The organism is Blautia sp. CAG:237 (assembly GCF_000436615.1).
Classification (GTDB): Bacteria; Bacillota; Clostridia; order Lachnospirales; family Lachnospiraceae; genus Blautia_A; species Blautia_A intestinihominis.
This window is the reverse complement of sequence record NZ_FR886685.1, coordinates 1-22,290: the sequence shown is the minus strand read 5'-3', so window position 1 is coordinate 22,290 and position 22,290 is coordinate 1. Positions and strand designations below refer to the sequence as shown.

The following is a 22,290-nucleotide window of genomic DNA, read 5'->3' as shown; positions in this document are numbered from 1 at the left end:
CATGCTGCGAAGTCTTTCTGTTTTCCTTCGATCAGAGCATCGATACCATACAGAGCAACTCGTCTGTAGTCACCAACGATACGTCCACGTCCGTAAGTATCCGGAAGACCTGTCAGGATCTTGCTGTGACGGGCTAATTTCATCTCTGGTGTGTAGATATCAAATACACCCTGGTTGTGTGTTTTGAATTCATAGTTGTGGAATACGTCTTTGATCTTGTCGCTTACTTTGTATCCGTAAGTTTCGCATGCCTGCTCTGCCATTTTGATTCCACCGTATGGCATAAATGCACGTTTCAGCGGTTTGTCAGTCTGAAGACCAACAACTGTTTCAAGATCTTTAAGATCTTCGTCGATGTATCCCGGGCCATATGCTGTCAGAGATGTAACAACCTCTGTTTCCATATCCAGAACTCCGCCTTTGGCACGTTCTTCTTTCTGCAGTTCCTGAAGTTTTCCCCACAGTTTGTTTGTTGCTTCTGTTGGTTCTTCCAGGAAGGAAGCATCTCCGTCATATGGTGTGTAGTTCATTGAGATAAAGTTACGAACGTCGATTTTTTCTTTCCAACGGTTTCCTTTGAAACCTTCCCACTGTGAAAAGTTTTTCATTTTGCACCTCTCTAATATATGATTTATTCCGCGTATGTCCCGTCTAACTTTTCTTGCAAAAGAAAAATAAGACCGGAATCTTATTAGTTTCAAGTGAACACTCCCTTGTTCACGCCGCTAGTGTACACTATGGAATACGCCGTTGTCAATCGATTAACGCATGCTTTTAATTTAATACAATTTGTAGCTGTGTCTTGATATTTTTTATCAACATGTTGTGGTTTTGTACTTTTTTACGTCCAAAAAATATACCCGGAAAAGTACAAAAAAGCAGCCTCTCGCTGCTTTTATATTCCCCCGTTCCACACATCAATATGCAGAAGCTGGAACAATAATGCAAATACTGTTTTGTAGATCGTTCGTGCCTTGAGAGCTGTCTTGTCCATATATCCAAGATGCATTTTGACTGCTACAGATACGGTGCTGTCGATGATGTTGGACACGATCACCTCCGGATCCATCAGATCGGACACCCCAAACATCCTGCCGGTCTCTACCATATAATTAACGAATACTTCAAAGCTCTGCTGCCGCACCTCAAGGATCTTCTTAGTATAGTGTGCTGACTGGTAAAATCTCCAGTAAAAAATGGTCTGTTCCGGATCACTCATAAGGAATTCCCAATATGCACTCCAGAGAGTCCAGCACATAGATTCCAGATCCTCTGCTGTCTTAAGCTCTGCCTTCTGCTTCTGGATCAGATTCTGGATCATTCCTGCAACCTTGCCGTCTACTTCAAAAAAAGATGTCTCCATCAGATCGAACAGATCCTTGTAACACTGATAAATATACGGGTCGGAAAGCCCGCATCCCTTTGATACTTTACGAACGGTAACGCCTTCGATGCCTTCTTCTGCTACTACTTTATATATGGAACGCTGAAGTCTTTCTTTTAATTCTTCTTTTGTGTATTTTCGAGCCATTACACTCTCCTTCTGTATACCGTTGATTTGATTAAATTTGACCGAATCCCGACTGCTGACTTCGCTTTTTACATAAAAAAAGCAAGACAGCAGATGGATTCTCTGTTCTTGCAACTGGCTGGCTCGTTCTCGGCCCCTATAGCTTTGCGTCACTGCGTTACCACAGCTTTGCCTTTATGAAGTTAAGTTCATGGTAACGTAAATTCTGCATTTTTTCAAGGGTTTTGATCCAAATAAGTAAAAATCAATGTAAATGTTAAAGTAAATGTTAACCTGATTTATTTTAATTCATGGTGTAACATGGTATGATTAGAACAGTGAACAATGTAGTATCAATAAAATACGGGGAGGTAAACTATGTTTCAAATTCCCACAAAGATCGAATCGGCATATACCGCCGGGAACGTTCTTACACTTAACCAGCGAAAGATCCAGCCTGCTCTGCACAGGGGAAATATTCTTTCTGTAAATTTGAAGAAAACTTTATCTGGCCATGTACAGGAAAATCCCAAAAGAATACAGGCTTATCGACATCCAGAACCAGCACCTGTAACTCCGACAGTATCTTCGGTATCCTCTGCTCCGCAGAAACACGATATCCCGGTCCTTCGTAACGTCATACAGAAGGGCCAGAAAGTCCGTATCGGCACAGTCGGGCAGTTTTCAAAGGTGCGTGTTGCACTTGGCTGGAACGTCTCTAACCCTCAGTGTGATATCGATTTATCCGCTTATCTTCTGGATGCTTCAGGCAAGGTTCCCGGCGATGACTGGTTTGTTTTTTACGGACAGACACTGAGCCCCGACGGAAGTGTTGCCCTGCATGTAAACGGCTCCAGGGCAGACCGTGAATATGCGGATATTGATTTTTTCAAACTGAATACTTCCATACGGAAGATCGTTTTTGTCCTTACGATCAACGAGGCACTGGAGCGGCACCTAAATTTCAGCATGGTCAAAGATGCCTATATCCGGCTTCTCGATCCGGATTCCGGTCAGGAGATCTACAGTTTCATGCTGACCGATTATTATGACAATGTCACATCCATGATGCTCGGAGAGATTTACTTACATAATACAGAATGGAAATTCAACGCTATCGGAAACGGTGTCGCCAGAGATCTGGCGGGGCTCTGCCAGTTATACGGCGTTGAGACAAACTAACGGGAGGATACTCTTATGATCAAATTTGAAACCATAAACGAACTGACACTCAAAGTCACTACTACAGACAACGACGTTATCTTCACCAAGACCGGTGCTTTTATCGCAGGCGACTGCAGCGGCAACACTAATTACCGCTTCGAAAAAGTCCTTCTCGGACCGCAGAAAAGTCTCGCCCAGGCAGCACTCGGCTCCCTGATGCGCCGCGTCACCGGTGAAAACATTCCTCTTACCAAAGTCACCATGAACGGTCCATCCGAAACCTATTACGCAGAAAGCGCACAGCATGTTCTGGTCTATAAACTGGAACCGGGCGAAACGATCTCTGTCGAATCCGAAAACCTGCTTGCATTTACACAGGACTGCAAATACAGCGTCCGCTTCATCGGTGTCGGCGTTTTGTCCCAGAAAGGTCTTGCTACCACCACACTTACCGGAACTGGAAGCGAAGCTTATGTAGCGGTCATCACTGACGGAAACCCGATCGCACTCAGCAATGTACAGTCCCACAATACGATCTCTGTCGATCCGGATGCTGTGATCTGCTGGATGGGCAATGGTGCCTGCGACCCGCGCATCACAACAGATGTCAACTGGAAAACCTTTATCGGACAGGCTTCTGGCGAATCTTATTCCTTTGAATGGCATGGCGGAATTCCGGTAACTGTTATCATTCAGCCTTCTGAACGCAGCGGCGGTATCCGCGTTGCAATCGATTGAAAAAATATCCCCTGCCACTTTAGCAGGGGATATTTCAAAATCAGCTCTTTTTATTTGTTAGATCTCATGATCGCTTTTCGTACCATATCCACAGGGATGATCAGTACTCCAAGAACCATGGAAACAAGCAGTGCTTTCAGTGTCAGAGGAGTTGTGCTGAAGACTTCTCCACCGATCTGGATCAGGACTGTCTGAAGAACAAAGATCGCACCCATTACAAGGATAAATCTCTTATTTTCTCCAATATGCTCAAACAGGTTAAATCTCTCAGATCTGGTATTCAGACTGTTAAAGATGATCGCATAAATAAAGAATGCAAACATAACGGTCTTCTCATACAGATCCGGATTTGAACATCCTGCCGGCATAACTGCTGTTGTGATTCCGCCGACATTTTCCAGAATCAGGATAGATCCCAGAGTGATAAATATCGAGCTCACACCAATTGCGGACTTGATATATCCTGTCAGGATATTGTCGCTTCTCTTTGCCGGCTGCTCGTTCATGTAACGGTTCAGGATCGGCTCACCGCCGAATGCCATAGCTGCCAGTGTATCCATGATCAGGTTGATCCACAGGATCTGTACGATAGAGAATGGCTCTGTCCAGCCAAGGATCGGTGCCAGAATGTTCATCAACAGGGTACTGATATTTACAGTTAACTGGAAGATCAGGAATTTGCCGACGGATTTTGCCATCGTTCTACTGTTCAGTACACAGTCTTTGATAGAAGTCAAACTGTTATTCAGGATGACAACATCGCCTGCTTCCTGTGCAACTGCGGTTCCATCTCCCATTGCAAATCCGATATCCGCCTGTTTCAGAGCAGGTGCATCATTGACACCGTCTCCGGTCATACCACAGACATCATCAAGCTGCTGTGCAACTGTGACAAGGCGTTTCTTGTCCAGAGGTTTCGCACGGCTGACAACACGAAGATTCGGAAGTTTTTTCTTAAGCTCATCATCAGAAAGCTGTTCCAGTTCATCATGAGTAAGAACAACTTCTGTCTTTTCATCTTTGAGGATTCCGGCTTCTTTTGCGATCGCAACGGCGGTCTCTTCGGCATCACCGGTAACCATGACTACCTGGATTCCGGCACGGTTCAGGACTTCAACTGTTTCGATCGCATCTTTTCTTACGTTATCTCGCAGAGAAAGGACTGCAAGAAGGATCTTCTGGGAACCAATGATCTTCACTACGGAGAGAAGTTTCATAGTTCTCTTCGCCTGTGCGACCATCTGCTCTTCTACTTTGGCTTTCTCTGCAGATGTAAATTCTGCGATGCTGCCATCTTCTGTCATATAATGTGTCACGTCATTGATGATGTTCTCTGTTGCACCTTTCCAGTAAACAGTGCCATCATTCAGTTCTACGGTTGCACATTTCTTCTCGGAATCAAATCCGCTGATCTCTTTTACTTTGGACGCATCAACTTTATCCGGAGCACCCTTGGAAATAGCATAGGTCAGAAGTGCACGGTCCATGTTGTTACTTCCGATCGCTTTACCTTCAGAGATTTTTGCAAGGTTATTCAGAGTGATCGCTTCCAGAAAATCATTATGTGAGACATGGTCAACGATTCTTCCGTCTCCAAGGACAAACTCTACCAGTGAAAGATTTCCCTCGGTAATGGTTCCTGTCTTATCACTGAACAGAAGGTTCATGTAAGCAGAATCAGAAAAAGCTGCCTTATGGCTTACAAGGATGTTTTTCTTATACATAGATTCTGTGTTCATGGACTGAACCAGGCTGTTCATCATCGGAAGACCTTCCGGTACTGCCATGATAACGATGGAGGCCATCAGCATAACAGCCTCTGCGATCAGAAGGATCACAAATACTGGCGTGATTGCTTCATCTGCACGCATGATAGAAAGAACAACCTGCAGGACACCTGCGATCGCTGCTGCGGAAACACCAAGTTTACCGATCCCACCGGCAACAACTTCAAGTTTGAGGCTGGAAGTATCTTTACGCTCTTCTTCCTCGTTTTCATCGGTAAGGGCTTTGTTGATCTTACCAAGTTCGGATGCATCACCGATCACGGTTGCTACCATATATGCCTCGCCGCTGGTAACGACTGATCCCATAAATACTTTATGTGCAGAAGAATAATCTGTAGATTCTGCTTCTTCCATAGTATCTGCTGCGGACTTGGACTCATCACGGGATTCTCCGTTCAGAGCTGCCTGAGATACTTTCACATTGCCTTTGAAAACAAGTCCGTCAACCGGGACTTTATCACCTGCCTGGATCAGAATCGTATCACCTTTGACGATGTCACTTGTCAGCACTTTGACAAGTTTGCCGTTTCTGAATACTTTTGCATAGGTTTTGTTGTATTCTTCCTGCAAAGCCTCACTTCTTGATGTATTTCTGTATTCAGATAAGGTACTGAATCCTGTTGCAAGTGCAATTGCAAGTATGATACTGATGATCTCAATAACGTCATTATCGCCGCCCAGTGCCGGAACGATCACGCCAAGGATCGCAAGCACAACCTTAAGCGCCAGTGCAAGACAGAGAACCTTGATCCAGATATCGTCAAAAGCACCGATGAACATAGACCAGAGTGACTCTGTTTCTTTCTTGGCAAGTGCGTTGGTTCCATACTGCTGTTTGCTCTGCGCCGCCTGCTCCTCCGTCAAGCCCTGTTCAAGAGCTTTCCTGTTTAGTTTTTCACTCATTTTGGTGAATTCCTCTCTTAAAATAAATTTATATATATTCTGATAATGAAGCAGGAAGAGAAACTGCAAAAGTTTCTCTTCCCAAACTCTTCACATCATCATACATACCGTCTGCAAAGATCGCCGATCGATGTGTCCTTTGTGCCCTGACCGATGGCTCCGAATTTCCATTCGCCATTGTGTCTGTAGATCTCTCCAAAGATCATTGCGGTCATACCGGAATAATTCTCGGTAAGGTCATATTTACACATCTCGCGATTGGTACTTCCATCTACAATTCTGATAAATGCATTTTTGATCATTCCAAAATGCTGTTTTCTCTGGACTGCTGAATAGATATTTACAACGATCACGATCTTGTCATATTCCTGCGGCACCCTGGAAAGTTCAATGAGGATCTGCTCATCATCGCCTTCTCCCTCGCCAGTCAGGTTATCTCCCATATGACGGACAGTGCCTGATTTGTGCACAAGATTTCCGAAATAAACAACATCTGTCTTATCCACAAATTTACCATTCTTAAGCAGGATCGCGGTCGCATCACAGTCAATATCTGCCGCCTTAAAAAGCCCGAACAGCCCTGATCTCTGCTCTACCGCATCCCATCCAAGTCCTACGAGTACATTTGAAAGTCCCTTGCTCTCTTTGCTGAGACTGACTTTCTGTCCTTTTTGCAAACTAATCGACATATTCTATCTCCTCCCGGCATTCGCCAGTCAGTTAATGTGTAACGTTGTTTTTGATGCAAAAAAATTATGCAACTTCGATTCCGTAATGTCCGCAGAGTGCTGCCAGACCGCCCTGGAATCCACTGCCGATCGCATTGAATTTCCATTCACCGTTGTGTTTGTAAAGTTCTCCAACAACAATAGCTGTTTCGATGGAGAAGTCCTCTCCCAAATCATAACGGATCAGTTCCTGGTTTGTATCTTTGTCCACGATTCTGATATATGCATTGGAAACCTGGCCGAAGTTCTGTCTTCTTGCCTCTGCCTCATAGATCGTTACTGTAAAAGCAATTCTCTCAACATTTGACGGAACATCGGCAAGAACAACTTCCAGTTCTTCATCATCACCTTCGCCCTCGCCAGTACGGTTATCTCCCATATGCTTTACGGAAGCTGACGGATGTTCAAGATTTCCATAGAAGATGAATTCTTTGTCCGTCGGGCATTTACCATTGGAACCAAGCATAAATGCTGCTGCATCAAGGTCAAAATCTGCACCTGTGTCAAAAGCATTTACATCCCAGCCAAGTCCTACCATGATGTTCTTTAAGCCCGGATTTCCCTTTGTAAGATCTACTTTCTGTCCTTTTGATAAATTGATTGGCATAGCTGTTTCCTCCTTTATGATTTCCTCTTTTGAGAAATTTTAACATATTTTATTTGCCTGCACCACCATAGGTTTTGAGAAATTCCTGTTTGATATTCTCAAGGCGGGCCGCATCGTCGATACGCTGTTTTCTTGCTTCCTTCTGAATGTTCTGCGTTTCCTCGATACCATTGACGATCGTTCTCCACGTTGTTTCCAGCGTTTCGATCTTGACGGAACTTCCACTTGCAAGTCTCGCTGTCATCTTGGACTGCTCAACTGTATTCCTGGCATTTTTGATCAACATTTCATTTGTCTTCTTGTCAAGTTCTGACAGCGCCTCTGCCTGGATCTTCTGGCGTTTGAGCATGACTGCCTGGGCAAGCCCCTGCTTAAAGACTGGAAGCGTAACGATAAACGCTGAATTGATCTTTCTGACAAGGTTCATATTGCTGTATGCCATTGTCTTGATCATCGGAATGGACTGGATCGCAATATTCTCAGCAACGCGAAGATCCTGTGTACGCTGTTCCAGCATCATAAGTGCATTGTTCAGTCCTGCCAGTTCAAGCTGAATGGAGTTATCTCCTGTCGCCTCAAAATCTGCCTGGCGCTGTGCAATGTAAGCTTCCAGTTCACGGCAGCCCTGCTCGCCGGCAAGAATGTATTTGACAAGCTGATGGTAATAATCGACATTTGCATCAAACATCTGCTCCAGCTTACGGTTGGACTGCTTGATCTCGCCCTCATACTCACGGAGCTGCACATAGATCTTGTCTACTTCCTCTCCCATTGTATGATATTTGTCGAGGATCTTTTCGAGCTGTTTCTTCATATTTCCAAACAGCTTGTTAAACAGGCCTTTGTTTTCCTGAAGTTCACTCGGATCAAACTTTGACATGATCTTGGACAGCGATTCAAGCATCTCACTGGACTCATCCAGCTGGCTCATACTCATGCTGTTCAGAACAACATCCGATGCTTTTGCAATCTCCTCTGCCGCCTCTGCACCGAAAGAAACGATCGTTTCGAGATTATTGACCTCGATCGTGCTTACAAGTGCGTCGACCTCCTCGGAATTCGTCAGTGTTTCATTCATTTGCTGACGGTCTGCCATGATATCATATGGCTGCACTGTCTCAATCTCAGTGCTGGCTGCCGGTGCAGATTCCACGGGTGATGCCGGTGGTGTTACCTTGCTGAAATCAATTCCCATAACACTTTATCCTTTCCTGAATAGTCTGTCACGCCATGACGTGTGTGCTGTTAATGGAATCGTATTCCAGTCAGGAACCTGCAGATCATACATAAAATCTCCTGTCTGATGTTCTTCCATTAATCTCTGGTTAAAATGGTTGTCCATATTGTAGCCTGTCGGAACAAAGAAAAGCACATCAAATCCCAGCAGGTTCAAAAATGCTGCATAGACAGAATCCTCCAAAGTGATCAGTACTTCTGAAGCATTGATGTAGATCAGTTTCGGATTTTTCTTCGTAAAATCAAAATTCTGTATCAGCCGCGTGACCTGTTTCGGCAGGTTCAGTGCGACAGATATGATCGTATATTCTGTTCCATTCTCAAATGTTCCCCGGATCAGCCGCTGCTCGATCAACGCCTCCAGCTTGTCCAGGATGTACTCCTGCATCTCTTCCCGGAGAAATCCATACGGATATGCCGGATGATTCCGGATCTTCCTGCGCTGCAGTTTCCCGTTTCGGAAAAATTCCGCCGCGTACATTTTAATCGGATTCGGTGATGTGGAAGTCAGAAACGGAGGATGATCGATCACCACCGTTTCCGGTGTCATCAACTGTTTGATCGAGATCCAGTAATCCTCTGTTTTCCTGTCCTTCACGCCGGATATTTTTGAAAAAATCACCGGCATGTTCACGGTTCCGTCAGCCGTACTGAAATTTGGTCTGTATTTCATCTCCGTATTCCAGAGAAGTTTGATCTCCCTGTCCATAGTCTGCAGCGAGATCGTATTGGCTTTCGTAAACTGCTGATCCCGGAATATCACAGAGTCATTGTACATCAGTGTATCCAGTTCCCGTTCTGCATGATACGCGGCAGTTCCTATATGAAGCTGTGCGTTTTGCTCCGGAAACTGATCCAATTTCATTGAAGTCTCATAATTTATCTCATATAAAAGAGTATCTTCAAGCATGCAGTGTTCATTCCGGTCCGGACACAGAATCAGGACATCCACCGGCACTCTCGCCAGAAATTTCATAAAAAGAACTTCATTTACATTCTGACATACGCCCAGATGGATAAAACAACCTGTGTCGTTTTTCTTCCAGTTCTTAAAAATCTGGTTCTGATATCTCCGGATCCAACACAAAAGATACACACCCTTATTCATCAGTCTGTTAAGATTGATCTCCGGCTCTCCTGCTTCCAGCTTCATCACTTCTGCAAAAGCCCTGCAGAGTACTGCCTGCAGAACCGGGCTCACCGGATATTGTATATTCATCTGCAGATCCGCGATCATCTGCTCCACTCCTGTATAGTGGTTTCTGCGGATCTTCATGATCTCATCTGTTGTCGGGTTTGGAATGCTGCCATTCACGATCACTGTCTGCCGCTTCTGATTCTTCAGTTCCAGATAAAACTGGTACAGATCATTTGCATAAGTAAGTTTATCCTCCACACCACCTATCCGCAGATAACAGTTATAAAAAAGATCCTCCCTGTCGCCGCGCTGCTCCGGTGCTTTGAGGATATCTGCCAGTCCACTTCCTTCGATCCAGGCATTTGTGCAGTTGATAAGCCCATCCTTTGAACCAAACAACTTCTGATTCTCCTCTGCCTTCTCAACCTCTGCTCTCAGTTTCTTAAGTGAAAAATCCGCCGGGAATCCTCCGACGTTTTCTCCTGTATATAAAGTAGATTTCTGAGACTGCGGATCAAGTTTCAGATACGCTTCATCTCCCATCGGTTCTGCAAGGACCACATCACATCCTGCATTTGAAAGAACAGAAATCAGCAGAAGTTCATAATTACTGATCGAACCAACATAGAGGATCTTGGGAACATTTTGCTGTCCGAGCTGATTCACGATCCGCTCAAATTTGTAATAAAGCCAGCACATAAACTTGATATATGCATTCTTGAGCATATTTTCAGTTTTTCCCGCTCTTCTCAGTTCCTCCAGTGAATCATAGATGGAAGCGGCTACATTCTCGTTCTGTGAACGATTCATCCTGGGGAGCCATTTCTGAAGCCCTGACATGATAAAGCCCATGCTGAGCTGAAAATCATTCCCCATCATTTCATAGTAATAAGACAGATTCCCCTCCGTGGGATTCGGTATCTTACCCTCAACGATCACTCCGCATTTCCTCGCGGCATCATAATAATTGTACAGAAATCTGCCGATTTCTTCCGAGTAACCATTGATACGGTAAAAATAAACACCCTTTTCCCTACGCTTCCCCAACTCTGTAAAAAAGTCACTGAGGCTTTGAATTTCTTTATGTTCTAAAACCAACGATTCTCACCTCAATATTTATTATAAATCATATTGTGACTCTCTTTTTTCAGAATAGTCACTGTAAATCATTTTATCATAGTCGACTGTTAATTACTACAGGTCTGAATTATTTTAAGATAATTTTTAGAAAATAGTTACATTTGTCATATAGCGTAAAGTTATGTCCTATTTTACAGGTAATAGCAGTTTCCACTGCATCCGTATGGAAAAATCTGCTTCTTCATTTCTGTCCGGAAAGCAGCTTCTGTGTCTGTATTTTCCAGAATCTCAAGAGCAGTTTTGAGGTTTCGGATATCTTTCTCCATAAAATCGGTGTAGTTGCCTCTGCCGACCAGTTTCAGGTGTGTAATCCCGGCATCTCTCAGTCTGTAAAGTGCACATAGACCGCAGCCGGTCGCACCGCACAGATAGCCGTTGTCATCGTATTTGGGGACAGTGGCATCTTCATCCTCAGATTCATCTCGTACCGGTTCCGTCCAATAGGGAACCCTGCACAGATGCCCTAGCTCATCACAGTGAAGCGAATTACAGAACGCTCCCGTAAACTGGCACATCTCATTCAGTACAAAAGCCTCAAACTCTGTCTCCGCCCGTCTCCCACCGGCAGTTCTTTCCGAGCAGATCACAGACTGCATATCCTCGAAGCTGTTTTTCCTGTGAAAAATCACCCTCTTCAGATCCAGACGCTGAAAAACTTCCACTGTTCTGCGGTTGATCTCTCCCATCTCACCACTCATATGGATTTCGCACGGGATTCCCTTCTCTCTCAGATAAACGATCAACGCCGGGTCTGCAATAATATAGCTCATAAATCCAAGTTTCATACAGTTCTCTATGATCTCCACGATCTCCGGATACTGCTGTGGAATATAGTACAGGGAATTGAAGGTCAGATGTACCGGCTTTCTGTATTTCCGAATCATTTCTGACAAAATTTCCAGTTCACTGAACGCCCCAAGCTGCACATGATAACACAATACCTCACGACGGTTGAGCGGCATGACAGTTCCGTACTTTTCCGTCCACGAATACGGTACAAATCCGCTGAAAAACTCATCTGCGCCTGCTTCCACGAAACGGATATATTCATCTGCTGATCCCAGTCCTGCTGTAATCTTCATCATCTTTTTACCTCATAACAGATTCAGGACAAGTCTGTCTATATTTGAATCTGTATACCTTTTTAATTGTTCTGAATCTTCCAGGAAGTCCCGGTCCAGCGCAAACAGCGAATTATATCTCCCTATCATATTCAAATGTTTCGGATACAAAAACGCCGCATTTTTACAATACTGCGGACATTTGTCTACCAATCTCTGTCTGCCTCTGTCTCCTTCTTTCTGCACTGCATACAACGGACAATACTGCGACGTATTCGTCTGGTAAAATGGAAAATGCAGGCTGTTTTTTCCTGCCGGGATATCCTGCATATAACCACAGGACTCCCACTCCGCCCGCTCAATTCCAAAACTTTCTCTCAGAAATTCCTGGTAAAAATCTGCATTGAAACTGTTCTGGCTGTACAGGTCTCGCTCGCCTTTTTTGTAATTGATACGGGGATCTTTTTTTCTTTTGTTAAGAAGCGTTCCGAGGCAGGGGAGCAGATGTTTCGTTTCTTTTCTGATAAAATCTGCCATTCCCCAGTCGTTAACTACACACTCCATTTCAAGTTCATTTTTGCTACACCAGTGATCGATTTTTCTTAACAATGCAAAGGTGTCTTCAAGCAAAATTTCTCTGACATAAGTAAAAGAAAGCGTAACTGCCGTAAACTCTTTTTTTGCCTTTTCCAGCATAGCGAAAAGAAGTTCTTCCTCTGGAAAAAGGAGATGACAGAACTGGTTTCCAATATAAATCCGATCCGGGATACGCGCTTCCAGACCGCTTCCCTGGAGATGATTTTTTCTCAGATAATCATGGTAAAATTCCGGAAGAGATTTTTGCAGGTATGCCGTATAGCGTTCCGGGCAGTCAAATTCTATGGCAAATTCTGTGTGCTCCGGGATTTCCATATTGATCTCAGCACGACCTGCTTTTTCTGCAAACCAATACTGTCTCTGTTCCTCCAGACTGCTGCAATGCTCACCGTCAAATTCTGAGGGATATCCTGTCAGTTCGCTTTCAAGTTCTCCGTCATCTTCCAGTTTCAGCCGGATATATTTGCTGTACTGCCGCACAAGTTTCTGCACCTGCCGCCGATACTCTTCCTGCTCCGTCCATACAAGAAACTGCGTAAAAAAATCCTCTTCTTTCTCTCTGCAGATTTCAAATTCTGTAATGACTACAGTCCCGTATTCTGCCCTCTCCATATCATAAAAACAAACTTCCAGTTTCTGTGGGCTGCAGATAGCACTCGCGGTTCGAAAGCAGAATCCTCCCTCTGCCATTTCTGTAATCTGAATTTCTTTTCTGTTTCCCGGACTCTCCTGCATTACAGCACTCAGAAGTCCATACGGCAGCATGGGGATTCCATGAAAGCGTTCCTTCTTTTCCTGCATCCTGTACATCTCCTCATTTTTCTCGTCTCAGTATAACATTTTTTCTTTATAATACACAGAGGGTGTTATACTTTCCTTTCGTATAACACCCTCTGCATTTCCATTCGTACGGCTTCTGTATGATTCTGTTATTTTATCCCGGTCATCTCTTTTAATTCATAAATATGTCCCTGGATCTTGTCTGCTTCCAGTTTCACAACTTGTGTCGTTTTTTCCGGATAGTATCTTGTTGAGGAAACAACTTCCCCGTGATTCAGATAAATTTCCACAGCTGTTGTGTCCACAAGCATCCGGAGCTCTTTTAATCTGCCTGACGGAATGACTGCCTTTCTCTGTTTCCGTCCTGCACCGGCTTTCTCAGATAATCGCAGGCAAGCTTCTCTGCCATCTGCCTCAAACATAAGATCATCTCCGACAGATATTCTGCATTTGCGTGAATCCAGTTTCAGGTCCAGCTCAAACGGTTTCCAGACTTCAATATTTTTCTGCGTCTCATCTATTTCACAACATCTTCCCCGAAGGGCTTCCATTTCTTCGACAGGATACTGGTACAATCTTCCATCATGTAAAGTGATCTCGCGCGGAATCGTCAGGCAGTGCTGCCAGCCCTCATCTTTTGCTGTAGGATTCGTGTATTCCTCTTCGACATCCGGCAGACCCATCCAGCCGATCAGGATCCGTCTTCCTTTCGCATCCTCAAACGTCTGCGGCGCATAGAAGTCAAATCCCATATCCCATTCCTGAAATTCTTTCACATTGATCTTATCCTCTTTCAGAAGGAAATAGCCTGACTGGTAGATATTCTGAAAACGATATTCTTCTCGTTCAAGTCCCTGTGGAGAGATGGACAGTGCCTGCTCTCCGTCGATTTCAAACAGATCCGGACATTCCCACATGTATCCGAGCGGCTCTTCTGTCGTAATTTCTTTATCATAATCCCAGTTTTTGAGATCCTCAGACTTGTAGATCAGCACAGCTCCCTGGTCATTTTTCTTTCGACCGCCCAGTGCCATGAAATAGTCAGCGCTATCTTTCCACACTTTTGGATCACGCACATGCTGCGTATAATCTTCCGGATAATTGCGGTAATCGACTGCAACTTCCTTCGCACTGAAATGAACTCCGTCCTCGCTCTCTACGTGAAGAGTACTGGCCTGCCTCCCGTTATTGATGTAATCGTAATCTCCGTCCATTTTGATATTTCCGGTAAAAAAAAGATGCAGCTTTTCATCCTCAACGATCGCAGAGCCGGAATATACACCATGGCAGTCATAGCTGCTGTCCGGGTACAGCGGCACACCCTCGTATCTCCAGGAAACCAGATCGTCGCTGGAATAATGTCCCCAGAATTTCAATCCGCCCTCTGCATCAAACGGAGCATACTGAAAAAACACATGATATCTTCCCTTGAAATAGCACAGCCCATTCGGATCATTCAGCCAGCCCGTCGGAGGCATCAGATGATGGGTAAGACGCTGTTTCTGAATTTCTCTGCTCATTGCTGCGGTTTCTTCGATCTTTCTTACTTCTGTGTCAAGGATTCCTGTTAATGCACTCATTTTTCTGACCTCCTGTTATTTTTCGGCTATATATTTATGGTATCATTATCATTTAGTTTTTACATGTATTTCATATACTATATATGTAATATTTTTATTTTATATGTAATCGTTTTCATATTTTTACGATATTATACACCATGCCATCCACAATTGTAAATACGCATGATGTCACAAAAAGCCTGTCGAAATTTGTACATTTTATATAATATAGCAGAAAAGCCGGCGGATACCCGGGGATCTGCAAAGAAAAAGGACTTCCCCACGGTACAGATTTAACTGTACGGCAGAGAAGTCCTCATTATTTAATATTAATTTTCAGCTCAAGATCAGATGTTCAGAAGGTCGCTGAATACCTTAAGTGCTCCGTCTGTCTCGTGAGCAAGTACACGTTTTGCAAGGACCTTACCAAGCTGTACGCCTTCCTGGTCAAAGCTGTTTACGTTCCACAGGAATCCCTGGAACATAACTTTGTTCTCGAAATGAGCAAGAAGTGCACCAAGAGATTCAGGTGTTACCTGATCACCAATGATGATGCTTGACGGACGTCCACCCTCGAAGTTCTTGTTGCGGTTCTCATCTGCTTTACCGCAGGCAAATGCTACGATCTGAGCAGCAACGTTTGCACAAAGTTTCTGCTGGCTTGTGCTGTCCTGGATCACTACATCTGTTCCGATCTGGCTGTTCTTGAAGCCGATGAACTGAAGCGGTACAATGTCAGTTCCCTGATGCAGAAGCTGATAGAAGGAATGCTGTCCGTTGGTTCCTGGCTCACCGAAGATAACCGGTCCTGTCACATAGTCTACAGGCTCACCGAAACGGTTTACAGATTTACCATTGGATTCCATGTCAAGCTGCTGAAGGTGTGCCGGGAAACGGCTCAGTGCCTGAGAGTATGGAAGAACTGCTGTGCTCGGATATCCCAGTACGTTGCGCTCGTAAACACCGATCAGGGCATCCAGCATAGCCGGGTTCTGCATTACGTCTTTGTTTGTTGCAAGCTTGTCCTCTGCTGCTGCTCCATCGAGGAACTGTGCGAATACTTCCGGTCCGAATGCCAGAGATAATACAGCACCGCCAACAGCAGATGTGGAAGAATAACGTCCACCGATATAGTCATCCATGAAGAATGCTGCAAGGTAGTCATCGCTCTTTGCAAGAGGTGATGTCTCACTTGTAACTGCGATCATGTGTTTAGATGCATCCAGTCCTGCATTCTTGAGAGCATCTTTTACAAAAGATTCATTTGTCAGAGTTTCAAGAGTTGTTCCTGATTTGGAAACCAGTACAAAAATGGAATGTGCAACATCAATGGAATTCAGAACTGCTGCTGCATCATCAGGGTCTACGTTGCTGATAAATTTTGCTTCCATTTTGAATTTGCCGTTTTTCTTAGCCCAGTTCTCAAGTGCAAGATACATTGCACGAGGACCAAGGTCACTTCCGCCGATACCGATCTGGACAACAGTTGTGAATTTCTCGCCTGCTCCGTTTGTGATCTCACCAGCATGTACTTTGTTCGCAAATTCTGCGATCTTTTTCTGCTGTTCTGTATAGAAAGTTCTCTTGTCAACGCCGTCAGCTTCTACTGCGTTTCCAAGCTGTCCACGTGTCATATGATGAAGAACAAGACGTTTCTCTCCTGTGTTGATCACTTCTCCATTGTAAAGAGCTTCGAATTTCTCTGTAAGCTGTGCTTCCTCAGCCAGTTTCTTAAGTCCTTCCAGTACTTCGTCGTCTACCTGTTTTGCTGCAAAGTTATAAGCAAATCCCTCTGCCATCGGAACGCTGTAATTCTTTACACGCTCTGCACCGTTTTCTCCTGCCATAACTTCTGCAAGATTTACTTTTTTTACTCCTTCGAGTTCCTTAAAAGAAGCAAGTGTATCCAGATTGTTCCAGGTAATCATATTTGATTCCTCCTTAAATATTATCGGTTTTTCGTTTCCGAACTTTTTCAATCATTTTGATTATAATATTAAATATGGGGAAATTCAAGGTAATTGTTCACAACTGGTCATGCCAGATCAATTTCCCATATCAGTCGCAGATAAGTGTCTGTCTGGAATCTGCGCCATCTTTCTTGAAGTCGGAATTTACAAATTCGATCTTCTTTGGTTTTATTTTGATGAGATTCATCGGATGCAGCATTTTTTCCAGAGCCTTCAGTGGAATCTTTCGGAAATCTGCCGCCTGCACATATTCCTGTGAAAATGGCTCTACAATAGATGCCAGGCCTGTGACCTGCATTCCTTTGAGCTTGCCAAATCCTTCATATTTATCAAAGATGACCAGGCATACATTTTTGTTCTTTTCCAGCGCATAAAACTTCTCGCCACCTTCAGAAAAAATCCAGAAGCAGTCGTCATGATACGTATACTCCAGCGGCGTACAGCGCACAAAATCTCCTGCCGCGGTTGCCAGTGCGCAGGTGTTGTTTGCCTGAATATACTCCTCCACGGCCTTTTTTAGAGCATCCTGGTCCAGCTTTTTTGACTGTGCATCTTTTTCTTTCCAGTAGTTTGCAGCTCTTTCGTATTCCTCGTGAGAAAGATCTGTATTCTCAGGGATTTCCTCATATTCATCTTTGTCCAGACAGAGTGGGATTCCTGTCTTGCTGTTTACATTGATCCCGCCATACCAGGTTCCTGTCACTTCCAGGATATCGCCAACCTGATAATCCATGGAATAGTCGTCATTTTTCTTGATTACTCTGATCTTTGCCATTTTTGTGCCTCACTTTTTGTTATAGTCGGATTACTTTTTGTCCAGGGTAAACTGTAACTTTTCATCGTCCCAGTATTTTACATTCAGTCCTTTATCCAGGAAATACTGTTCGATCACCTGATGCATCTCATCATAATGTCCCTCGCAGGCACAGTTTCCCAGTGGTTCGATCCACAAAGCCTGTGCTCCGCAGGCGTCGCGAAGGTGGAGTTTGAAATTCAGATGTTTTTGTTCCAGTATTCCGTTTACTTCTATGATTTCGTTGAAAGTGATAATTGCCATCGTTGTTCCTCCTGATGTTAAATTTTTCTGAATGGGATCTCCTTTCCATCATGTGATAAAACAATTTTATTTTGCTTTAATTCATATTCGAATTTATATATTGGTATTATTGAATTACCAGTAAAAGGAGCAAATCCAAAATCTGTCTCGAGTGGATTCAGCCACAATGTTACTGTATCATCATCCACTCCAATAATCCAGCCTCCGATTCCCGGATTTCCAGCCTCCGAATCATAAACGTCCAGATAAGGAATCTTTGCTGAATTAATTATAAGATCATAACAACTGTTATAGAAAAAAATGTCACTGTCATCGTCATCATCACTGGTCTCTGTCCCGTCTTTTTTCAGGTCTACTCCTGTATAATAGCCTGATATCTCCCCTAACCTTTTCGCATCTACGCTAAAATAAATCATCGAAAAAATGATCAGCACGATTACTGCCACTGTAATAACTATTTTCTTTTTCTTTGTATACACTGATATCCCCCTTCTGATAATTATAAATTCTAGTTTTATTATAATCTCTCTTTTTGTGGATGTACAACCAAATTTTCCGGCAAAGTTCGACCTTGCCTGCATGCAAAAAAATCCCGGTCTGCTCTGGATACTGGCAGTCCGGGATTTCATACTATATTAGATTATTTTACTTCTACAAGTTCAATCTTGAAATTCAGTTCCTTACCAGCCATCTCATGGTTTGCATCAAAAGTGATCGTTGTCTCTTCTTTGGCAGTTACTTTAACCGGGAATGGCTGTCCGTACTGGTTGGACAGATATACCTGCTGTCCTACGGTAAGATCCTCAGAACCTGGAAGCTGTGCGATCTCAAGTGTAAAGATTGCATTCGGGTCCGGCATGCCGTATGCTTCTTCCGGCATCAGGTGGATTTCTTTGATCTCTCCGACCTCCATATTGGCAACTGCTGCATCGAATCCTTTGATCATCTGTCCAGCTCCGCAGACAAATTCCAGCGGCTGTCCACGATCGTAAGAAGAGTCAAACTGAGTTCCGTCATTGAAAGTTCCCTTGTAATGAGTACGGCAGGTCTTTCCTACGTTCGGGCCTGTAAATGCCGGCTTGTGTGAACCACATCCACCACCGCAGGTTCCTCCGCAGGAATGTCCCTCTTCATGATCGCCACAGGAATGACCTTCTTCATGGTGATGATGGTCACAGGTTGTTCCTGCTGAAACCAGTTCGCCCTTAAGGTAAGCCTCTACCACCTCATCTGTATTTCCCTGAGCACCTGAACACAGCTGAATACCAGCCTCTGCAAGTGCATTCTGTGCACCGCCGCCGATGCCGCCACAGATCAGGACATCGATTCCCTGCTCTGCAAGAAGTCCTGCCAGAGCGCCGTGTCCTGTTCCATTGGAACCGATTACTTCACTGGAAACAACTTTGTTGTCCTCTACTTCATAAACCTTAAAATTCTCTGTCTTTCCAAAATGTTGGAAAACATTTCCATTATCATAAGTTACTGCAATTTTCATGTAAAAATCCTCCAATTCATACTATGTCTGTCTGATTAGTATAGCTTGTTGGAGAGATAAAAGCAAGGGAAGACTTTTTTATAGCTTTTTCTAAACCACAGGTTCATTGTTTTGCCCCGGAAGCTGTGCTAATCTTAATGCATCGAAGGAACACGAGTCCTTCAAAAGAAGTCTTGCAGAAGGCAGACTTCACAGATATTTTTATCATAATCTTATATTAATCAGGCGCGTACAGCAGCGAAATAAATTAGCCTTATGAGTTTTCTATTGTTGCTCAGGTGATCTTTTTTAACCATAACACAGATAACTTCTGATCGGAGGTGCTCCACGTTGAAGTGGTATAAAGAGAGGTATTTACGCTAAAAAACAATACACATATCAGATGAGATCTTACATCGCGTCTCGCTCATAATGATATAAGGTATAAAGAAGTCTAAAACCTTCTGCAAGTTGTAACCAGACTAATTCACAGAAAGGAGCAGCCAATGTCATTTCTTGATAATCTTAAAGAAGAAGCAAGCTTCACAGAGACATTGAACGGAGCAAAGACTCACTCTACCTCCGGCGATGCCTGTCTGGATCTGTTTGCTGTGGCCGGCGGCATGCGTCATCGTTCATACCGTGACCAGATCCATCTCTTTGATCGCGCTTATATCGAAAATCCAGAGCTGGCAATGAAGCTCCTTTTCTATATCCGCGATATCCGGGAGGGACTTGGCGAGCGTGAGCTTTTCCGCAACCTGATCCGGCATACCGCCAAAACCTGGCCGGAATCTGCCAGAAAAAATATTTCTTTAATTTCTGAATACGGACGTTTCGATGACCTCATGTGTCTGATGGGAACTCCATCTGAGGAAGCTGTTGTCGAGCTGATCCGCATTCAGTTGAACCAGGACTGTGAAGCTCTCAAAAAGCGAAAAGCAGGAAATATCAATGCACATATTTCTCTTCTCGCCAAATGGCTTCCTTCCATCAACACCTCAAGTGCACGTACAAGAGGACAGGCAAAGGTTCTTGCCTCTGCTCTTGGAATGAACGCCGGACAGTACCGCAAACTTCTGTCCGCACTTCGTGCAAATATTGCTCTGCCAGAGCGTTATCTTACGAGCAAAAAGCGGGGCAAAATCAATTATGAAGCTGTCCCGGCAGGCGCAATGCTCAAATATCACAAAACCTTCCACCAGCAGGATACCGAACGTTTTTCTGCTTTTCTGGCAGATGTCAATAACGGTCGGAAATCCATCCACTGTGACACGCTTTATCCATATGAGATCCTGCGTCCATTAATGCCGGATGGCCGCAGTCTCCCATACCGCGAACCTGACTCTGCAAATGCTGCACTGGAAACTCTCTGGAAGCAGCAGCCTTCCAAAGTATGTGAGCAGAATGCAATTTGTGTGATCGATGTTTCCGGCTCCATGTATTGTCATCGTTACGGAACGCCTATGCCGGCTCTGATCTCACAGGCATTGGGTCTGTATCATGCAGAACACTGCACTGGTACTTTTCACAATACATTCATCACTTTTTCATCCAACCCGGAACTGGTGGAAATTTGCGGTCAGACACTCGAAGAGAAACTTCGTTATATCCAGAGCAGCAGCTGGGAATTTTCAACAAACCTTGAGGCAGTTTTTGACCTGATTCTCCGGACAGCAGTCAATGCTGGCACACCTCAGGAAGAAATGCCTTCCACCTTATTTATCATCTCTGACATGGAGTTTAACGGTGCAGTGGAAAATCCGGATAAAACCATTTATGAAAATGCAAAAGCTGCATTTGAAGCCAAAGGCTATCAGCTTCCTGCTGTTGTATTTCACAATGTCAGCAGCTGGCAGATGCAGACTCCAGTCAGAGCTCATACCAAAGGTACTGCGCTCGCAAGTGGTGCCGGAACTAATTCCTTCAACTACAAATTTGATGGAAACATCACGCCGATGGATCACATGCTCCGCGTTTTAAACAGTCCCCGTTACGCGGCTGTGCATGCATAACCAGAGACTGTATCACTGGTGTTTCCTCGATACATACGAAGAAAACAAGAAGAGGCCATTTCGGCCTCTTCGTATACCAGCAAATCTTCCATCTGCACATGGTACAGATGGCTGAGTGCCAGCAGGTTATCAATTGTAGGGAGACACGCTCCGCGTTCCCATTTGTAAACTGCCTGCTCAGATATGCCGCCCATGTATTCACATACAGCGGCAACTCTGATTCCGTTCTCCTTTCTCATATTTCTTAATCGTTTCCCTGTTTTTTCTATCTGAATCACAGGAAAAGAAGTCGTTGTCATACGACATTCCCCCTTTTTCATTCCCTCTGAATTATCTTCATCATTGCATCGATCTGTTCCTGCATTACATCGACCAGTTCCAGACGGTCAAGCCAGTCTTTTGGAATTGCATCCATTCCCAGATATGCTCCAAGAATATTTCCGGCAACAGCTCCGGTAGAATCACTGTCTCCGCTGTGGTTTACAGCTGCAATCAACATTTTTCTGATATCATCTGGATACTTCAGACAACAGTATATCGCAATTGCCAGTGCTTCTTCTCCAACCCATCCTCCGCCGAGTTCTTTTTCGATAGTGGATGCATCTTCCTCACAGGCTGCTTCACTCAGTGCAATAGCTTTCTTTATGAGCCGTTCAAAATATGCCATGCTTTCGGATTCTCCAAACTGATTTTTTGTATCAGCCAGAGATTCCTCGATGATGAGTTTCAACGGCTTCTTTTCTCCATAAATACATTTGAAAACAATATCCGAAAGCATGCCTGCCGGAATCCAGCCAAGCGGATGACCGTGAGTTATGGCTGC

20 protein-coding genes and 1 riboswitch are annotated in these 22,290 nt (G+C 44.2%); of the genes, 3 read left to right on the top strand and 17 right to left on the bottom strand.

The window, feature by feature from the left end:
• On the bottom strand, positions 1-608 hold a 608-nt coding region (locus QZL69_RS02470; protein WP_291517937.1), incomplete at its 3' end, for a pyruvate formate lyase family protein.
• 287 nt (positions 609-895) lie between these two features.
• Positions 896-1,531, bottom strand: a complete 636-nt coding sequence (locus tag QZL69_RS02465) for a TetR/AcrR family transcriptional regulator (RefSeq protein WP_022213642.1) — start codon at positions 1,529-1,531, stop codon at positions 896-898.
• Positions 1,532-1,637: 106 nt separating this feature from the next.
• Positions 1,638-1,714: riboswitch (cyclic di-GMP riboswitch) on the bottom strand.
• A gap of 174 nt (positions 1,715-1,888) precedes the next feature.
• Between QZL69_RS02465 and QZL69_RS02460 the strand changes: the two genes are divergently transcribed.
• The gene (locus QZL69_RS02460; RefSeq protein ID WP_022213641.1) at positions 1,889-2,692 is read left to right on the top strand and encodes a TerD family protein; all 804 of its coding nucleotides are present in this window, start codon (positions 1,889-1,891) and stop codon (positions 2,690-2,692) included.
• Between the two features lie 15 nt (positions 2,693-2,707).
• A complete protein-coding gene (locus tag QZL69_RS02455) occupies positions 2,708-3,412 on the top strand; it encodes an AIM24 family protein (protein WP_022213640.1) in 705 nt (234 codons plus the stop codon).
• A gap of 50 nt (positions 3,413-3,462) precedes the next feature.
• On the opposite strand, the gene QZL69_RS02450 is transcribed toward QZL69_RS02455, so the two are convergent.
• The 13 genes from QZL69_RS02450 to QZL69_RS02390 form a co-directional block, all read right to left on the bottom strand.
• On the bottom strand, positions 3,463-6,102 hold the full coding sequence (locus QZL69_RS02450; protein WP_022213639.1) for a cation-translocating P-type ATPase: 2,640 nt from the start codon (positions 6,100-6,102) through the stop codon (positions 3,463-3,465).
• A 98-nt stretch (positions 6,103-6,200) separates the two neighbouring features.
• Positions 6,201-6,791, bottom strand: a complete 591-nt coding sequence (locus QZL69_RS02445; protein WP_022213638.1) for a TerD family protein — start codon at positions 6,789-6,791, stop codon at positions 6,201-6,203.
• A 64-nt stretch (positions 6,792-6,855) separates the two neighbouring features.
• On the bottom strand, positions 6,856-7,437 hold the full coding sequence (locus QZL69_RS02440; RefSeq protein WP_022213637.1) for a TerD family protein: 582 nt from the start codon (positions 7,435-7,437) through the stop codon (positions 6,856-6,858).
• A 49-nt stretch (positions 7,438-7,486) separates the two neighbouring features.
• Positions 7,487-8,632, bottom strand: coding sequence for a toxic anion resistance protein (locus tag QZL69_RS02435; RefSeq protein ID WP_022213636.1), 1,146 nt, complete (start codon positions 8,630-8,632; stop codon positions 7,487-7,489).
• A 6-nt stretch (positions 8,633-8,638) separates the two neighbouring features.
• Positions 8,639-10,909 carry a YceG family protein gene (locus QZL69_RS02430; protein WP_022213635.1) on the bottom strand — a complete coding sequence of 757 codons (2,271 nt, stop codon included), beginning with the start codon at positions 10,907-10,909 and terminating at the stop codon, positions 8,639-8,641.
• A 173-nt stretch (positions 10,910-11,082) separates the two neighbouring features.
• Positions 11,083-12,036, bottom strand: a complete 954-nt coding sequence (locus QZL69_RS02425) for a U32 family peptidase (protein WP_022213634.1) — start codon at positions 12,034-12,036, stop codon at positions 11,083-11,085.
• Between the two features lie 9 nt (positions 12,037-12,045).
• A complete protein-coding gene (locus QZL69_RS02420) occupies positions 12,046-13,410 on the bottom strand; it encodes a hypothetical protein (protein ID WP_022213633.1) in 1,365 nt (454 codons plus the stop codon).
• Positions 13,411-13,538: 128 nt separating this feature from the next.
• Positions 13,539-14,969 carry a glycoside hydrolase family 32 protein gene (locus QZL69_RS02415; RefSeq protein ID WP_022213632.1) on the bottom strand — a complete coding sequence of 477 codons (1,431 nt, stop codon included), beginning with the start codon at positions 14,967-14,969 and terminating at the stop codon, positions 13,539-13,541.
• A gap of 329 nt (positions 14,970-15,298) precedes the next feature.
• Entirely contained in the window at positions 15,299-16,879 is a 1,581-nt protein-coding gene (locus QZL69_RS02410; RefSeq protein ID WP_022213631.1) for a glucose-6-phosphate isomerase, read from the bottom strand.
• A 130-nt stretch (positions 16,880-17,009) separates the two neighbouring features.
• Positions 17,010-17,696 (bottom strand): pyridoxamine 5'-phosphate oxidase family protein, encoded by a 687-nt coding sequence (locus QZL69_RS02405; protein ID WP_022213630.1) that lies wholly within the window; start codon positions 17,694-17,696, stop codon positions 17,010-17,012.
• Between the two features lie 30 nt (positions 17,697-17,726).
• Entirely contained in the window at positions 17,727-17,978 is a 252-nt protein-coding gene (locus QZL69_RS02400) for an RDAC family protein (RefSeq protein ID WP_022213629.1), read from the bottom strand.
• Positions 17,979-17,995: 17 nt separating this feature from the next.
• Positions 17,996-18,559, bottom strand: a complete 564-nt coding sequence (locus tag QZL69_RS02395; protein ID WP_227222551.1) for a hypothetical protein — start codon at positions 18,557-18,559, stop codon at positions 17,996-17,998.
• Between the two features lie 59 nt (positions 18,560-18,618).
• Complete coding sequence (locus QZL69_RS02390; RefSeq protein WP_022213627.1) at positions 18,619-19,473, bottom strand: NifB/NifX family molybdenum-iron cluster-binding protein; 855 nt, start codon at positions 19,471-19,473, stop codon at positions 18,619-18,621.
• A gap of 485 nt (positions 19,474-19,958) precedes the next feature.
• Between QZL69_RS02390 and QZL69_RS02385 the strand changes: the two genes are divergently transcribed.
• Entirely contained in the window at positions 19,959-21,467 is a 1,509-nt protein-coding gene (locus tag QZL69_RS02385; RefSeq protein WP_022213626.1) for a DUF2828 family protein, read from the top strand.
• On the opposite strand, the gene QZL69_RS02380 is transcribed toward QZL69_RS02385, so the two are convergent.
• The gene (locus QZL69_RS02380; protein WP_022213625.1) at positions 21,446-21,766 is read right to left on the bottom strand and encodes a helix-turn-helix domain-containing protein; all 321 of its coding nucleotides are present in this window, start codon (positions 21,764-21,766) and stop codon (positions 21,446-21,448) included. The two genes, QZL69_RS02385 and QZL69_RS02380, sit on opposite strands and share 22 nt — an antisense overlap.
• Positions 21,767-21,783: 17 nt before the next feature.
• The coding region (locus tag QZL69_RS02375) for an ADP-ribosylglycohydrolase family protein (RefSeq protein WP_291517931.1) at positions 21,784-22,290 on the bottom strand (507 nt) is incomplete at its 5' end.

Bases quoted from the DNA above. Each gene is read 5' to 3' on its own strand.
- QZL69_RS02465 (WP_022213642.1), bottom strand. From the start codon at position 1,531: ATGGCTCGAAAATACACAAAAGAAGAATTAAAAGAAAGACTTCAGCGT.
- QZL69_RS02460 (WP_022213641.1), top strand. From the start codon at position 1,889: ATGTTTCAAATTCCCACAAAGATCGAATCGGCATATACCGCCGGGAAC.
- QZL69_RS02455 (WP_022213640.1), top strand. From the start codon at position 2,708: ATGATCAAATTTGAAACCATAAACGAACTGACACTCAAAGTCACTACT.
- QZL69_RS02450 (WP_022213639.1), bottom strand. From the start codon at position 6,102: ATGAGTGAAAAACTAAACAGGAAAGCTCTTGAACAGGGCTTGACGGAG.
- QZL69_RS02445 (WP_022213638.1), bottom strand. From the start codon at position 6,791: ATGTCGATTAGTTTGCAAAAAGGACAGAAAGTCAGTCTCAGCAAAGAG.
- QZL69_RS02440 (WP_022213637.1), bottom strand. From the start codon at position 7,437: ATGCCAATCAATTTATCAAAAGGACAGAAAGTAGATCTTACAAAGGGA.
- QZL69_RS02435 (WP_022213636.1), bottom strand. From the start codon at position 8,632: ATGGGAATTGATTTCAGCAAGGTAACACCACCGGCATCACCCGTGGAA.
- QZL69_RS02425 (WP_022213634.1), bottom strand. From the start codon at position 12,036: ATGATGAAGATTACAGCAGGACTGGGATCAGCAGATGAATATATCCGT.
- QZL69_RS02420 (WP_022213633.1), bottom strand. From the start codon at position 13,410: ATGCAGGAAAAGAAGGAACGCTTTCATGGAATCCCCATGCTGCCGTAT.
- QZL69_RS02415 (WP_022213632.1), bottom strand. From the start codon at position 14,969: ATGAGTGCATTAACAGGAATCCTTGACACAGAAGTAAGAAAGATCGAA.
- QZL69_RS02410 (WP_022213631.1), bottom strand. From the start codon at position 16,879: ATGATTACCTGGAACAATCTGGATACACTTGCTTCTTTTAAGGAACTC.
- QZL69_RS02405 (WP_022213630.1), bottom strand. From the start codon at position 17,696: ATGGCAAAGATCAGAGTAATCAAGAAAAATGACGACTATTCCATGGAT.
- QZL69_RS02400 (WP_022213629.1), bottom strand. From the start codon at position 17,978: ATGGCAATTATCACTTTCAACGAAATCATAGAAGTAAACGGAATACTG.
- QZL69_RS02395 (WP_227222551.1), bottom strand. From the start codon at position 18,559: ATGCAGGCAAGGTCGAACTTTGCCGGAAAATTTGGTTGTACATCCACA.
- QZL69_RS02390 (WP_022213627.1), bottom strand. From the start codon at position 19,473: ATGAAAATTGCAGTAACTTATGATAATGGAAATGTTTTCCAACATTTT.
- QZL69_RS02385 (WP_022213626.1), top strand. From the start codon at position 19,959: ATGTCATTTCTTGATAATCTTAAAGAAGAAGCAAGCTTCACAGAGACA.
- QZL69_RS02380 (WP_022213625.1), bottom strand. From the start codon at position 21,766: ATGACAACGACTTCTTTTCCTGTGATTCAGATAGAAAAAACAGGGAAA.